Here is a 15,213-nt window from a genome sequence, read left to right as displayed (position 1 = left end):
ATCCTTTAACTTCCCATTTAACGAAGAGATGAAACCTGTTTAAACGATGGGATCAAAAAACAATCAATTGACTTGAATCGTTTGCAGTTGATGTTCGTGCACTTCGTCTTTTTCAACATGTACCTGCACCTTATAGGTTCCCGATTCTTCGAAAGATACCTTATTTAGATATGTTCCATTTCCATCTTCTTCAGCTTTGGTGAAATGACTCTCTTCGCTGCCTTCCTTCCAGACCTCGAAATTCACATCTGCATTTGTCAGTGGTTTCCCATTCAATTCAACGGTCGCTTCAAAGTTTGAACTTTTTCCTGCCTTTACTGGGTTACTTTGAAACTCGATGGATACATCCGTACTAGGATGAACCGATGCACCTTCACTTTCATGTTCAGGAACGACAACTTCTTTTTCAGGCATTACATGAAGGCCTTTAGCCGTTACATGGGAGACTACAATATATTTGCCTTGTTCTTCAAAAGTATGCATCACTTGATACATTCCACTTCCAGTATTCTTCGCTTCAAGCATTTCCCGTTTATCCTGTCCGGACTTTCTCACTTCAAACAGTACCTCATCAGCTTCATTCACCAATTGGCTTCCCTGTTTCACTGTCGTTTCAAGAATGACTTCTTTTCCAGGCTCCACTTTCCCTTTAATGACAATTGATGCATCCATCGATTCTGGAACAGCACTGTTCACTTCTTTATCCTCTGGCATTTCAGCCTCTTGACACCCAGCTAGCATAACTAACAATGCAGTACACATATAAAGTTTTTTCATATGAACTTCCCTTTACTATTTATTAGACTAAAAATCTGTCCTTTTCATATTGCCCATCCTTTCCATTTTTCAAATTTTTATACATGATTCAAAACTAAATCGTCCGCATCACGGTGACTGAAGTCAGCATGGCTACCGCGATGATCGTTAAAAATGAATATAAAAAGATTGAAGTCCCCACAACGCTCAATCCGCAAAGCAATACGCATCCATCAATAAAAAAAATCAGCAGCCCTACATTGAGCCCACTTTTCCTGGATAGGATCTGTGCCAGCATATCCGTTCCGCCTGTAGAAGTCCCATACCGAAGCATCAAGCCGATTCCAAGTCCAATCAACCCTCCCCCGATTATCGCACTTACATAAATGGGAAGGCTCCATCCTGTGACAGCGTCGGAAAAAATGTCGATGCATAAAGAGGAAAAAAGCAAGCCATGCAAGCTGTTCTGAAATAATTTTTTTTCAAAATACCAAGCATATATATATAATGGAATGCTGCTCAAAATCACACCCAGTCCGGTTGGAAGTCCTATATAGTAATGAAAAATCAGCCCAATCCCTATCATGCCACCATCCAATAAATGATAAGGTATCAGAAAAAAATTGATTCCCACACCTACCAGCATGCTGCCAGCAATGATCGCTGCCATCCTTTCCATGATTTTCATGGCTGCCACCCCCTTTAATCTTCATTTAAAACTTGTCTTGGTTTCTATAGAATATGTTTGTACCATCCAAAAAATAATGTAACTGACGAATTTTTTATGAAACGGCTCTTAGTTTTCTGAATATTCTATAATATGTTACAATAAAGTAGAGAAAACAGTCAAAAACAGCTAATTATTAGCTCAAACTGATCCTTTACAAGCAATTTACCGGATTTAAGGTGCCGTAAGCTGTTTGACTGAATGATTAACTCTTTCTATAATGAAAGTATTTAAATTAATTAGAATGAGGTGATTTGATGGGGCATTAAAGAATGTTCGTTTTGACGGACGGAAGCTGCTTTGCGTAACGGATATGTGCATCCTTTTGGAAAATGGCTGCACTCCTTCAGACAGAAATTCTTCTATTTCCCGTCTACGCATCGCTAATCGGCATATACTATTATTCTCTTCATCACTAAAAGAAATGGGAGTTCAAGCGGCTGCACATCTATTACCACAGCCATTTTGAAGTAATCCCAAAAATATTCAGCACGGAAAAAAAAATATACTTGTATATTTTAAAAATGTAGGAGGTGTACTCCTTATTCGTCTCGAAGGCGAGTTAAGGGAGACTATTTGGACATAATAAACTTGGTTCTTATTGCCATTTTAATTGCTTTAACAGCATTTTTTGTAGCTACGGAGTTTGCGATTGTTAAAGTGAGAAGCACGAGGGTCGATCAATTAATTGAAGTAGGAACGAGGAATGCTATTTCAGCAAAGAAGGTCATCTCCAACCTGGATGAATACCTCTCAACTTGTCAGCTCGGAATTACCGTTACAGCTCTAGGGCTTGGATTCCTTGGGGAACCGACAGTTGAAAACATTTTGCGACCACTTTTAAATCAATTAAATCTTCCGGAGTCGGCTTCACATTTACTCTCAGTTGCAATTGCCTTTTCTTTCATTACGTTCATACATGTCGTTGTTGGAGAATTGGCACCGAAAACATTGGCGATTCAAAAAGCGGAGCAAGTAACATTATTGGTTTCGAAACCTTTAATTGCCTTTAACAAAGTCATGTATCCTTTCATTTGGGTACTGAATGGCTCTGCAAGGTCGCTTACAAGAATGCTAGGATTAAAAGCAGTTTCCGAACATGATTTGGCTCATACAGAAGAAGAGCTGCGTATCATTGTTTCCGAAAGCTACAAAAGTGGCGAAATTAACCAATCAGAGTTTAAATATGTGAATAAAATTTTTGAATTCGATGATCGGATTGCAAAAGAAATCATGGTTCCACGTACTGAAATTGCAACGGTATCCAAAGAAGATACGATCCAGCAGTTTTTCACTGTTATGGCGGAAGAGAACTTTACACGATATCCTGTCATTGACGGTGATAAGGATCATGTTATCGGAATGGTCAATATCAAAGAGCTATTCACTGAAATGATAGATAAGAACAATCAGGCTGCGTCAACGATCGACCGATATGTTCGTCCGATCATCCGTGTCATTGACAGTATCCCCATTCACGATTTACTTTTAAAAATGCAAAAGGAACGGATTCACATGGCTATCCTCATGGACGAATACGGCGGTACGTCAGGGTTGGTGACCGTTGAAGATATCCTTGAAGAAATCGTTGGCGATATCCGCGATGAGTTCGACCTGGATGAAGTGCCCGATGTCCGTAAATTAAAAGAAGATCACTACATCATCGATGCCAAGGTATTGGTCAGCGAAGTGAATGACTTACTTGGATTGGATATCAATGATGAAGATATTGATACGATGGGCGGATGGATCCTTACCGAGAATTACGAGGCCAAACAAGGTGATATCCTGACTTACGGTCCTTATAACTTTAAGATAAAGGAAATGGAAGATCACCATATTCGTTATATTGAAATATATAAACAAGTAAAAGTCGTAAGCGAAGTAAAAGAATTCCCGATCATATCACAAACCGAAATCGTTTCATGATAATAACCCCCGTTCCTAAAAGACAATAGGATCGGGGGTTATTTTTTTCAACTGGTACATGAAATAAAATAAATACATATTATATAAAACCTGCTGCTTTTAACATTGAATGATTACATGAAGTATAGTTCTACCTTAATTGTTTCATACTGTTAAAAAAGCGATACTTTTTGAAGGAGTGAGGAATCATGAAACTCATAACCATTTGCCAGCACTGCAAAGGGAAAGGGAAAACCCGTTTTCTGCAATTCTTTTCCCGGGACTGCAATCATTGCAACGGTCAAGGTAAAGCGGTAAAAGATATGTCAAATTTAAGAAATCAGGCAAAAAACATCTAATAATCTTTCATATTTTGAAATTGGTTTTGATGACACCTGCCCTCTTTAACGTATCATAAACAATCAGTATCGAAGGTCCAAGGAAAAGCCCAATGAAGCCAAGCATCTTAAACCCTAAGTAAAGACTGATCAACGATGCCAATGGGCTCAACCCCATATTTGCTGAATAGATTTTTGGTTCGATTGTCCTTCTTATGATGGTAATGACCAGGAATAGGATGATGAGGCCAATACCTAGATGATGGTTTCCTTGAGCCCAGACGATAACTGCCCAAGGAACCAGTACAGATCCCGTCCCCAAGATAGGAAGAATATCCACAACTACTATTAAGAGTGCCAACGGAATCGTATACTTCACTTCTAACAACCATAGTCCTCCATAAGCCATGATGAACGTTATTAAACTCAACGTGATTTGTGCCTTGATGAAGCCTACGGCTGCCATACTTAAATCTTGATAAACTAGCGAAATCTTTTGATAGGTGGATGCCTTCAAATAAAGGACTGCCTTTTTTCTTAACTTTGGCAATTCAAGACTAAATAAGAATAAAGCGATTAAGTAAATTAAAAAGTCAATGAAAAAACCCGGAATGAGTGTAACGAATTGAACCATATCCTGAACAAAGCCCTCTGTGAACCCCTCCAGAGCCATGACTCCCTTTTCCATCGTTTGTTCTATTGATTGAATGAGATTTGGCGGTAAAGTTTGGGAATATCTTTCCCATTGCCTAATGACTGGCAATATTGCCGTCAAATACACTTCACGTATGAAACCGGGAAATTCTTCTGAATAGACAATGACCTTCTTGATTAATACCGAAAAGGAAAAATAAGTGATGCTCATAAGCCCGCCTACATATAAAACAAATGAAATCAATACTGCCCAAAAACGATGCAGCTTTGCCGTTTCACCAATTATGCGGACCAATCCATCCAAAAGAATGGCGGTGAGCAACGCTAAAATCAAAGCCCATGAATAGGGAATGACGATTACTATGACTAAAAGGAGAAGCCCCCTCCAAAACCAGCGAAAAAAGACGGCGAAATTCACTGAACAAACCCTCCTTGCACTTTCCTGTTCTCCTTATATTTATGAAATGGGATCACATATATTTCGCTTATACGTTTTATTTTCTCAATAAGGGGAAAAAGAGATACAAAGAGATGGAGGGATTGACATTGGATAATAAAGATAAAGAAAAGTATCTTGAGGAGCGTAATGATAAATCCAAGGCCTTCAAGAAAAATCAGGAAAAACAGCTGGAACGTGATCAAGTGGTCATGCCCATTGATGATTTACCAATTGATGAAATTAAATATGAACAACAAGAAGAAAGAAATAAAAAAGAAACAAAACACCGCTCCACGAGCGAGAAGCTTTAAACAAAACCCAGCCACTTTAGAGGCTGGGTTTTGTTTGCAGGATATACTGAATTCAGGCTTCAAGGTGAGGTGTCGTATAGACTTTTCTCTGCGCCACTAGTACTTGCTAATAGAATATTTGAAGGAAAACATATATTACAGTTAGTAGTCAAAAGGAGTTCGGAAAACGTATTTTTAATTAAATGATGTACCGGGCCTAACTGACCCGCAAAGCAACACCTTCAACTCCTCAGGTATGGTTTCTGACTAAATGTTATATCAAAGTTGATTGGAGCGGGTGTCGAGACTCCTGCGGGAAAAGCGCGTCCAAGGGAGACCCCGCAGGTGCAAGCCGAGGAAAGCAAGTGCCTGGTGCGGAAATAAACGCCCAAATGGAAAAACCATAAATAAACTGTTGGCAAACTCGAATTTCCTATAGTCTAAAATATCTCCCATCATATATTAAGGTTCTTCTTGTGAATGTGCTTATGCTTCCCCGTAGTTTTTTGATGATTTGGGAAGACTGAGCTTTCCCTCAATTCATTCATATTGCCAGTGTTTTTCCCTTTCCCGCTTTGCTTCCAAAAATAAACATTGACTGAAATAAATGATTCTTTACAATAGACTTTTAAGAATTAAAGAATATAATGGATTGGTCGACCATTATAAAGGAGAATCATATGACGAACCCTACTCAATTATTTCATCAATATTTACAAGTATCGAGATCATTAGTAAGCAAAATGAATGAACAAATTACAGCACTTGAAATTTACCATAATCAGTGGACAATCCTGAATTACTTAAAGAACTGTGGCTATTCCACAATCCCCGATATTTGCAGTTACTTGGATGTAGATAGTGTTATCATCACACGTTCGGTCAACAGTATGGAACAGAATAATATGATTAAACAAGTTCCTGGAAAAGATGAACAGGAAAAACGAATCGAATTGTCCCCCCGGGGCAAAGAGGTACATACAAAATGTCTTAAGATTGCCGAAAAAATCGAAGGGAAAGCCCTGGAAGGAATTACAGAAGAAGAACAGGAAGTATTTTTCCAGACGGTCCTTAAAATCCTCAATAATATAAGAAACTAAAATGGTATCTTATATCATTGTTGCACACCAAGCTATAGCCATGCCTTTTTTAAAAGCCGGATTCCTGCTTCGATTTCCCTTTCGGTTAAACCACCGTACCCAATCAAAATAGTCGGATCTTTCACATTCTTTGAATGATAAACCGATGTTGGGTGGACTTTAACCCCCACACTGGCAGCCTTTTGAATGAGCTCTGCCTCACTGCTGCCGTTTTCTACTTTTAAAAGAACGTGCAAGCCTGACTTTTCACCGATTACGGCTACACGATCATGGAAGCTCTCTTCAATGGCATTCAGCAGCACCTTATTCTTTTTTCGATAAATCGTTCGCATTTTATTCAGATGGCGTTCCCAATGTCCATTTTTCATAAAAAGACAGAGCGTTTCCTGAATCAGTCTGGAAACGGTCTGTTTGTATCCTATTAACTTCTGCTGATAGCGGCAAGCCAACTCCATGGGTAACACCATAAATGCCACCCTGATTGATGGGATTAGCGACTTTGAAAACGTGCCTAAATAGATGACCCTTCCATTGGTGTCCAACCCCTGCAAGGACGGAATCGGTTTACCAGCATGTCGGAATTCCCCGTCATAATCATCTTCAATAATATAACCCTTTTTTTCCACTGCCCAATTGAGCAATTCCACCCGTCTAGTTATCGGCATGATCATACCGGAAGGAAATTGATGGGAAGGAGTGACATAGGCAACATTCGCTGCACTCCCTTTCAAGGAGTCCACACTCATTCCACTTTCATCCAAGGGTATGTATGCCATATCCGCTCCCTCCAGCCTCAGTACCTCCCTTACCCGATGAAAGCCAGGGTCTTCCAACCCAAATACCCGTTCATTTCCAAGAAGTAACCGCAGCAGATGGATGAAATACTGGGTACCTGCTCCAATGATGATTTGATCAGCCCCGCAGCGAACTCCTCTTGATTGAAATAGATAGGATGAAATCTCAGCCCTGAGCCCCCATTCCCCTTGAGGATCACCGCTCATGAACATTTCCCTTTCCTGTAGATACAAAGTATTGTTCAAGCATTTTTTCCACACGGCATGCGGGAAAGAATCCACGTCCACCCGGCCATGGTTGTAATCTATCTCATTTCTTTCATTCGGAGGACACATCATCCCTTCTGTTACAGGCAACGGCTCATTCATAGCTGAGATCGGTTCTAAATCGGCTACGTAATAACCTTTCCTTAATTGACTTTCCACATATCCTTCTGCCATCAACTGCTGATAAGCCGTATCCACTGTATTCAGGCCTATCCCTAAATGCAAGGCCAGTTTTCGTTTAGAAGGCAGTTTCATTCCGGCCTGGATTTGCCCATTCTGGATTTCCTTTATAAAGTATTTATACAATTGGACATATAAAGCTTCTTTATTCGTTTTATCTAAGGTTAGAGTGATTTCAAACATTTGGTCCTCCTTCAAACTGGTTCCATAAATTATATCAGCATTGGTCCTTATTGCAGAACCAGAATATTTTTATAATGAAGATATCAATCAAGAGGAGGAAACTATGGAGCATATCGAATTATACGGGAAACACGTGATACTCACCCCGATGCTGGAACGTCATATCGAACCGCTTTACGCCGCTTCCCTGCCATCTGAAATATGGGAATGGAGTGCAACAAAAATTTTGTCATATGAAGAGGCGATCTCCTATGTAAAGGAAGGCATTCGAGCAAGGGAACAGGAACTTCATCATCCATTTGTCGTTATCGATCGGACTGATGATTCGATAGTCGGCAGCACGAGCTTAAGAAATATTCACTTTCATAATCAATCCCTGGAAATCGGCGCGACTTGGTATCATCCCGACAAATGGCGAACAGCCATTAACACAGAATGTAAGTACCTGCTATTGCAGCATGCTTTTGAAAAGTGGCAAATGAAACGGGTTGAATTCAGGACTGACGAATGCAACAATAGATCGCGTGCAGCAATAACCAGGCTCGGCGCCCTTGAAGAAGGCATTTTGAGGATGGAGAAAAAACTGCAAGATGGGAGGATCAGGAACACGGTGGTCTATAGTATTCTTGAGCATGAATGGCCCAGTGTGAAAAGGAATTTGGAAGCTTTTTTGGAAAGGTGAAAATGAGAAAAAGAGTGCCGTTGTTTTGCACTCTTTTTCTCTTGCGCTATTTTTCATCTGAGTCTTTACGAATTTTCGATAAAGAATCCTTTTGCCTTTTCGTTGATCGAATGAATATGAAAACGCCAATCGCAAATAAAAACGGCATAAGTAAAGCAAAAAGAAGATAAATCATATCACCAAAGAACAAGTCCATTCCCCCTAAGCATTGCGACGCGCACTTTTGTCTGTAAAGCATTTCCGTCAAACTGGATGATCATTGCTTAGTCTAAGCTTTGTGACAAGCGAATCATATCCTGGCACTGAATCCCATTTTCATAAATGGCCTCGGAATAGTTTCTATTAAAAAAATCCCGATCGACCCCAGTGATTCTAAAACCGCATTTTTGGTAAAGGGCAAGCTGCCCTATCCCCGAATTCCCCGTTCCGATTTCAATCATTTTATATCCCTGTACCCTGGCATGGCCTTTGGCGTGTTCAATCAATTGCCTGCCGATTCCCCTTCCATGGTGCCGTTCATCGACTGCGATGTTCATTATCTCTATCAGTTCCGGGCCTTTTTTCAGTAAAACATAAACACCGATCATTCGCTTATCACTCACGGCAACAAAGCACGTTCCGCTCCCCAAATATTCCTCGACCAATTCCCTTGAAGGATCTGCCAAAAGCAATAAATGCATCGGGGGTGGCTCATCCTTGAATAATTCCCTTATCTCCATCATCATCCAAACCCTTCTCAGTTTAATTCTTCTACAAGAAGTTCAACCAATTCCGATGCAGGAAGTTCCCTGCTCAACTTATATCCCTGTCCTGCCCACAAAGCCATCAATTCAGGATTGTTTTTTTGTCCAGCCGCTTTTCGCATTTGTTTTGTCATGTAATGGACAAAAGGATAGGCGACGGGTGCAACGCTATCATATTCCGTTATAAAGTGATTCACCAACCCGCGTGCCCTCCGGCCGCTGAAGGCTCGGGTAATAGAGGTTTGAGTAAATCGGGGATTTCCCAGCGCCGCCTTATGGACCGGACTTGCCCCGCTTTCGGGACAGCGAAGGAAAGCGGTTCCCAATTGCGCCGCTGTTGCTCCCGCTTCGAGCACGGCCGCGATATCCTTTCCATGCATCAGTCCGCCCGCGGCAATGATCGGTAAGTCCAGTTCATCTTTTATCATCCGTATCAATACTAAAAGACCATAATCATCTTCTGTGCGGTTATCAAAGCTGGCCCGGTGCCCCCCTGCTTCAAACCCCTGTAGACATAGAACATCGGCGCCTGCTCCCGCCGCCTTTTTTGCTTCCTGAAGGTTGGTTACTGTCACGGCTATAAGGGAACCGACATCTTGGAGCTCCCTTATTACATCTTCCGTTGGACATCCAAACGTAAAACTGACGACAGCGACCCCAGCCTCCTTCAATACATGTAGTTTATTTCCCCAATCATCGTCATCACTATCGGCTTTTCCAATCTCAGCCCCAACGCTCTCGGCCTCTTTCTCGATCTTTTCACGATAGCCAGATAATATATTTTCATCCACCGCCTCGTTGCCTGGCACAAATATATTCACGCCAAAAGGGCGCTCAGTCAACTGACGGGTCTGCCCAATCTCGTCCTTCATCTCTTCCGCAGTCTTATAGCCAGCTGCGAGAAAGCCCAATCCTCCTGCATTGGATACTGAAGCCGCAAGCTTCGGAGTGGAAGCTCCTCCTGCCATCGGTGCCTGAATGATTGGATATCTCATTAACTCTTTCAACATTCCATACAACTCCTCTTGATTTTTCTTCATGCCCTTATCATTTTTACGTTTTCTTGGTATAATGATTATCTGTAAGAGAAAAGTGTCTAAATGATCACCCTTTATATCTTGCAAATATAAAACATAGGTGGTAAATAAAAAATGGAAACAAAACCATATAGAGTATTACTTTATTATTTGTATGTACCTATCGGGAATCACGAAGAATTCGCAGTCGAGCATCTTGCGGCATGTAAAGCCCTTGAATTGAAAGGCCGTATCTTGGTGGCTTCAGAAGGTATCAACGGAACAGTTTCAGGTACGATCGAACAAACCGACAAATATATGGACATGATGAAAAGCGATCCCCGCTTTGCCGATATCGTGTTTAAAATAGATGAAGCTGAAGGCCATGCTTTCAAAAAAATGCATGTTCGTCCACGCAATGAACTTGTAACGCTTCGCTTGGAAGACGACATCAACCCGAACCAGACGACTGGCAAATACTTGAGCCCGAAGGAGTTCTTCGAGCAAATGCAAGATGAAAACACCATCGTCCTTGATGCCAGAAATGACTATGAATTTGATTTAGGACATTTCAGGGGTGCAATCAAGCCAGAAATCACGAATTTCCGTGAACTTCCGGAATGGGTACGGGAAAATAAAGAAATGTTCGAAGGCAAAAAAATCCTAACGTATTGCACCGGCGGTATCCGCTGTGAGAAATTCTCCGGCTGGCTTGTCGAAGAAGGCTTTGAAGATGTAAGCCAGCTGCATGGCGGCATCGCAACATACGGGAAGGATCCCGAAGTCCAAGGTGAACTATGGGATGGCCAAATGTATGTTTTCGATGAAAGGATTGCCGTACCTATCAATCAAAAGGAACATGTCATTGTCGGACGCGATATTTATTCCGGCGAACCTTGTGAACGCTATGTCAATTGCGCTAATCCTGAATGCAACAAGAAAATCCTTTGCAGCGAAGAGAACGAACACAAACATATGCGCAGCTGTACCCATGAATGCCGAGTGCATCCGCGTAATCGCTATGTAGTCGAGCATAACCTTTCTGAAGAAGAAGTGGCTGAGAGATTACAGCTAATCGATAATTCCATTACGGCAAAATAATTTTAGCAAACCCGAATCAGTGGACAAGATCCCTGTTCGGGTTTTTTTATCGATTCAAACCAAACCTTATTTTTCTATATTAAACCTATGTCTTGGACTTCATTCCACTGCAAGAATTAACTATGATCTTTTTTAATACTACTGCTTCTTTTGCAATATTACTTACATTCTTACTTCTATATCACAATAGAAAAAACCTTCTTAATTCGTAAAAAGAATGGTTTCAGCTTTTAGATTTTAGCTGTCTGCAGTCCTACCTTCAAGAAAAGAGCGATTCCTCTTTAGAGGAATCGCTCTTACTTCATTAATTTTATTTTGCCTCTGCACTTACAACAATCCCGCAAGCTTGCCTATCGCCTGCATCACCAGTTTTCAAAGTATCTGCATCCGGTCCTTTTTCTCCATTGGCTTCATAGCGGTCAGGAATATTGGCAAAGTTGTCTGGATTCGCATGAACGATTACAGCCAGCTCTTCTTTCTTCAGTTGGTCTATTGTCATGTTATCCAATGTTGCCGTATATTTTGCTGTCCCATCTTCTTTTACATATAAAGGAGGCATATCACCTGCATGCTTAGAATGCGTTTCGTCAGTTGGATTGAAGTGTCCTCCAGCTGTAGTGAAAGGGCCTTCCTTGGCATCCGCCTCACATGCTGCGTTTTCGTGAACATGAAATCCATGATAGCCTGGCTCAAGGCCCTCCAAAGCGGTCTCGATCACTACAGAATTCTCTTCAGCGGTAAAGTTCACCGTCCCAAGTGTATTACCTTCTACATCTTTAACTTCCGCTTTCACCTGCGGATCAACCTCTGCATCTGTTCCTTGTCCCACTGTAGTCATGTCCTCGGCATTATTATCGGCCTGATTTGAATCATCCGCTGAATTACATCCATACAGTAAAAAGGCAGTACACATAGGCAGTATAAGTTTTTGTTTATAGTTCATGATAAATTCCCTCACTCTCTTATATGTATTTCCTCTTATTACTTTCCACTATTATGGAAGAATAAACAGAAAGCGGGATAAATAGGAAAATAGATTACACCAGTGAGAGTGAACACCTTACTAAATTCACAGACAAGGATTTTACAATATAGCTTAATGGGCTCACATTTTACAAAGTGATGACCCCGAAAGCAATGGCTGCAATCGTCATGATGATGGTTGTCCCAAACGCCCATTTAAACAGGAATTTTTGGTGATCCCCAAAATCCACGCCTACAAGGCCAATCAATATGAATGTTGCAGGCACCAATGGCGATAAGGGGAACCCTGCGGTCGAATGACCTAATAAAGCCGCCCTTCCGATCTCTACAGGAGCAATACCGAAGTTCGATGCCGTTTCACTTATTATTGGCAGAATGCCAAAGTAATAGGCATCAGGTGAAAAAATGAACCCCATCGGAATGCTTGTCAGCGCTACCACCACTGGCAAATGTGCCCCGAGCCACTCAGGGATGACCGTTACGATTGAAGCAGCCATCGAGTCCATCATCTTTGTTTCTGTGAATACACCCGTAAAAATCCCTGCAGCGAAAATGAGTGTACAGATCATCACAAAACTATTGGCATGACTTAAAATCCTTTCCTGCTGTTCTTTTGGGTTCGGAAAGTTAACGAATAGTGCAATCGCAAAAGCGGAAGCAAATAAGATTTGTATCGGCAGCACTTCCATCACCAGCAAAACCATCAGTAGAATCGTCAAGAACCAATTAAACCAAAAAAGCTTGGATGTTCCTTGAGGTGCGGTTTCAACAGCTGCAGCCTGTTCGCTCATACCAGGTTGCATGTTCGTTTCCAGGGAGCTGACTCCCAATCTCTCCCTTTCCTTTTTGCCAAGCACATATGCCGAAAAAAGCGTCCATAAAAGACCGCAGATCATGACCGGTATGAGAGGAATGAATAACTCCGATACTTCAACCTGAAGGCTCGCGGCCGCCCTGACCAAAGGACCTCCCCAAGGGATCATATTCATGACACCAGCGGCTAAACCAACGACACAGGCCAATACGAGCCTGTTCATCCCTAATTTGATATAAAGCGGCAGCATGGCTGAAACGGTGATCATGAATGTAGAAGATCCGTCGCCGTCCAAACCTACCAAAATGGTTATTATGGCGGTTGCCATGACAACCTTTAGCGGGTCTCCTTTTACAAAACTCAGTATTTTAGCGATCATGGGCTCGAATAAACCAACGTCAATCATTAAACCAAAGTATAGAATAGCAAAAACGATCATGACTGCTGTTGGTGTCACCTTTAAAATACCGGCAACCATCATATCTCCCATTTCCGAAGCAAACCCACCAATCAGACCAAAGGCTATCGCCGTGAAGATAAAAGCTACAACCACTGATAAGCGCTTTGTGATGACTAAGACAAGAAACGTTAAAATCATGCAAAATCCTAAAATCGTTAACATGTTAAAAACTCCTTTAATTGAAAATATGAGAACCTTTAGATTTTTAATTTTTCTGAAAAATCAATATTTTCACATTATAACATTTGCACATTCATTAAAAAACCAGTAAAACAAATTCGTTTAATAAATTAGTTAAATTCTGTATACTATTATTTAGGAACCCGAAGTTTTTTCGGAGGAAAGAAGTGTTGTATGTAAAATGAACGCTCATAAAATAGCTAAACGGAATCTTTTCATCATGTGGTTCGCCAATTTCTTCATAGGCGGGAGCATGACGATGGTTCTTCCATTCATATCCTTATACATTGGTACATTCGGAGATTACTCGACTCAATATATCCAGCATTGGTCCGGGTGGACTTTTGGAATCACTTTCGTGACAGCCTTTTTATTTTCCCCCATTTGGGGACGGATTGGTGACCGGTATGGCAGAAAGAAAATCTTGATTGCCTGCGCCTTTGGGATGGGTCTGTCCATCTTCCTGATGGGATTCGTCGAAAATGTTTGGCAGCTATTCGTCTTAAGGATGTTCACAGGAATATTCACTGGCTTCATTTCCATGTCACAGGCCTTCATATCAACGCAGACACCAAAAGAAATTGCCGGACGTGTACTTGGAACCTTACAAACGGGAAATATAACCGGTTCCCTTTTCGGACCATTGCTTGGCGGCGTGCTTGCAGACACACTCGGCTATTCAACCGCCTTTAAATTCACCTCCATCACCATTTTCATCTCTGGACTTCTTGTTTTTGCAACCAAGGAGTACATAATGGAACAGCAGAAGGGAACGAAGTCGAGCTATACAAGCAGGGAGGTTCTTTCGCATATCTTAAGGAACCCCATCTTAGTGAATGTCATGCTCATTTCGACACTTGTCCAAGTTGCCCACTTCAGCATCCAGCCCATTCTTTCTTTATACGTTGGCGAGCTGCATGGAACTTCCAATCTCGGATTTTATTCAGGAATCGCCTTTTCTGCAGCAGGCCTGGGGAATTTATTGATGGCGCGTCACTGGGGCAAGATAGGTGATCGGCATGGTCATGTGAAGATTCTTGTGCTGCTTCTTTTTCTGACAGCTCTTGTCTACTTGCCCGGTGCCTTCATCAATCATTTTTGGCAGCTTGTTTTTGTACGTTTCATACTAGGCATGGCAATAGGCGGCATCATCCCTGTAAGGATTGCCTACATTCGCCAAGAAGCGCCTGTCGCAATGCAGGGGGAAGTGCTTGGGTACAATACGAGCCTGCGCTTTTTAGGCAATATCATCGGACCCGCTATGGGCGGAATGGTTGCTGGTTTCTACGGATTCTCCGCCGTTTTCATAACGACCAGCACTTTACTCCTCATTGCCGGACTTGTCCTCTATTTCGCGATGCACCGCAATCCGGAGTTGGCCAGATCACATTAATCACACTTTGGCAAGAAAGCCTGCTTCCAGATGGAAGCAGGCTTTCTCATGTTTATGCTCATACAGCTGTAGTGCTGGATACTTTTGGAACTGAATCTCGTTTCGGTAAAATTTGAAACCGGTAACGTTCATGCCTATCCGTAAACTCCATCCAACCTTAGGTCCCACCCATAAACTGATAAGTATTTTTACTGCACTGCACTT

The 15,213-nt window shown here is 41.7% G+C and carries 15 protein-coding genes; 6 read left to right on the top strand and 9 right to left on the bottom strand.

The window, feature by feature from the left end; genetic code table 11:
• Positions 1 to 63: 63 nt before the first annotated feature.
• Both LQ188_RS15130 and LQ188_RS15125 read right to left on the bottom strand, forming a co-directional pair.
• On the bottom strand, positions 64 to 777 hold the full coding sequence (locus LQ188_RS15130; RefSeq protein WP_101224241.1) for a FixH family protein: 714 nt from the start codon (positions 775 to 777) through the stop codon (positions 64 to 66).
• Positions 778 to 871: 94 nt separating this feature from the next.
• Positions 872 to 1,444 (bottom strand): YitT family protein, encoded by a 573-nt coding sequence (locus LQ188_RS15125; RefSeq protein WP_363320593.1) that lies wholly within the window; start codon positions 1,442 to 1,444, stop codon positions 872 to 874.
• A gap of 615 nt (positions 1,445 to 2,059) precedes the next feature.
• On the opposite strand from LQ188_RS15125, the gene LQ188_RS15120 reads away from it, so the two are divergent.
• Entirely contained in the window at positions 2,060 to 3,412 is a 1,353-nt protein-coding gene (locus LQ188_RS15120; RefSeq protein ID WP_230177299.1) for a hemolysin family protein, read from the top strand.
• Positions 3,413 to 3,757: 345 nt separating this feature from the next.
• On the opposite strand, the gene ytvI is transcribed toward LQ188_RS15120, so the two are convergent.
• Positions 3,758 to 4,801 (bottom strand): sporulation integral membrane protein YtvI, encoded by a 1,044-nt coding sequence (ytvI, locus tag LQ188_RS15115; RefSeq protein WP_230177298.1) that lies wholly within the window; start codon positions 4,799 to 4,801, stop codon positions 3,758 to 3,760.
• Between the two features lie 128 nt (positions 4,802 to 4,929).
• Here ytvI and LQ188_RS15110 point away from each other — a divergent pair, with 128 nt between their 5' ends.
• Both LQ188_RS15110 and LQ188_RS15105 read left to right on the top strand, forming a co-directional pair.
• Positions 4,930 to 5,133 carry a hypothetical protein gene (locus LQ188_RS15110; RefSeq protein WP_101224447.1) on the top strand — a complete coding sequence of 68 codons (204 nt, stop codon included), beginning with the start codon at positions 4,930 to 4,932 and terminating at the stop codon, positions 5,131 to 5,133.
• A 659-nt stretch (positions 5,134 to 5,792) separates the two neighbouring features.
• Positions 5,793 to 6,212 (top strand): MarR family winged helix-turn-helix transcriptional regulator, encoded by a 420-nt coding sequence (locus LQ188_RS15105; RefSeq protein ID WP_230177297.1) that lies wholly within the window; start codon positions 5,793 to 5,795, stop codon positions 6,210 to 6,212.
• Positions 6,213 to 6,244: 32 nt separating this feature from the next.
• Here LQ188_RS15105 and LQ188_RS15100 read toward each other — a convergent pair whose 3' ends face one another.
• The gene (locus LQ188_RS15100) at positions 6,245 to 7,636 is read right to left on the bottom strand and encodes a PLP-dependent aminotransferase family protein (protein WP_230177295.1); all 1,392 of its coding nucleotides are present in this window, start codon (positions 7,634 to 7,636) and stop codon (positions 6,245 to 6,247) included.
• Between the two features lie 103 nt (positions 7,637 to 7,739).
• Here LQ188_RS15100 and LQ188_RS15095 point away from each other — a divergent pair, with 103 nt between their 5' ends.
• Complete coding sequence (locus LQ188_RS15095; RefSeq protein WP_101224245.1) at positions 7,740 to 8,318, top strand: GNAT family protein; 579 nt, start codon at positions 7,740 to 7,742, stop codon at positions 8,316 to 8,318.
• A gap of 46 nt (positions 8,319 to 8,364) precedes the next feature.
• Here LQ188_RS15095 and LQ188_RS15090 read toward each other — a convergent pair whose 3' ends face one another.
• The 3 genes from LQ188_RS15090 to LQ188_RS15080 all read right to left on the bottom strand — a co-directional run bounded on the left by LQ188_RS15090 (position 8,365) and on the right by LQ188_RS15080 (position 10,071).
• Complete coding sequence (locus tag LQ188_RS15090; RefSeq protein WP_157831096.1) at positions 8,365 to 8,508, bottom strand: hypothetical protein; 144 nt, start codon at positions 8,506 to 8,508, stop codon at positions 8,365 to 8,367.
• A gap of 73 nt (positions 8,509 to 8,581) precedes the next feature.
• Positions 8,582 to 9,037: a GNAT family N-acetyltransferase gene (locus LQ188_RS15085; RefSeq protein ID WP_101224448.1), complete on the bottom strand. Its 456-nt coding sequence runs from the start codon at positions 9,035 to 9,037 to the stop codon at positions 8,582 to 8,584.
• 17 nt (positions 9,038 to 9,054) lie between these two features.
• Positions 9,055 to 10,071 (bottom strand): nitronate monooxygenase, encoded by a 1,017-nt coding sequence (locus LQ188_RS15080; protein WP_230177293.1) that lies wholly within the window; start codon positions 10,069 to 10,071, stop codon positions 9,055 to 9,057.
• A 141-nt stretch (positions 10,072 to 10,212) separates the two neighbouring features.
• Here LQ188_RS15080 and LQ188_RS15075 point away from each other — a divergent pair, with 141 nt between their 5' ends.
• Positions 10,213 to 11,178, top strand: coding sequence for a rhodanese-related sulfurtransferase (locus LQ188_RS15075; protein WP_101224246.1), 966 nt, complete (start codon positions 10,213 to 10,215; stop codon positions 11,176 to 11,178).
• A 310-nt stretch (positions 11,179 to 11,488) separates the two neighbouring features.
• Here the strand turns inward: LQ188_RS15075 and LQ188_RS15070 are convergent, their stop codons facing one another.
• Both LQ188_RS15070 and LQ188_RS15065 read right to left on the bottom strand, forming a co-directional pair.
• Entirely contained in the window at positions 11,489 to 12,121 is a 633-nt protein-coding gene (locus tag LQ188_RS15070; protein ID WP_230177292.1) for a superoxide dismutase family protein, read from the bottom strand.
• 169 nt (positions 12,122 to 12,290) lie between these two features.
• A complete protein-coding gene (locus LQ188_RS15065) occupies positions 12,291 to 13,646 on the bottom strand; it encodes a citrate:proton symporter (RefSeq protein ID WP_260357944.1) in 1,356 nt (451 codons plus the stop codon).
• 151 nt (positions 13,647 to 13,797) lie between these two features.
• Between LQ188_RS15065 and LQ188_RS15060 the strand changes: the two genes are divergently transcribed.
• Positions 13,798 to 15,009: an MFS transporter gene (locus LQ188_RS15060; protein ID WP_101224249.1), complete on the top strand. Its 1,212-nt coding sequence runs from the start codon at positions 13,798 to 13,800 to the stop codon at positions 15,007 to 15,009.
• The last annotated feature ends 204 nt before the right edge of the window (positions 15,010 to 15,213 follow it).

The sequence above is a fragment of the Peribacillus sp. Bi134 genome, from assembly GCF_918698065.1.
Lineage (GTDB): Bacteria > Bacillota > Bacilli > Bacillales > DSM-1321 > Peribacillus.
Note: the sequence above shows the minus strand (reverse complement) of the source record. Positions and strands in the feature narration are given on the sequence as shown.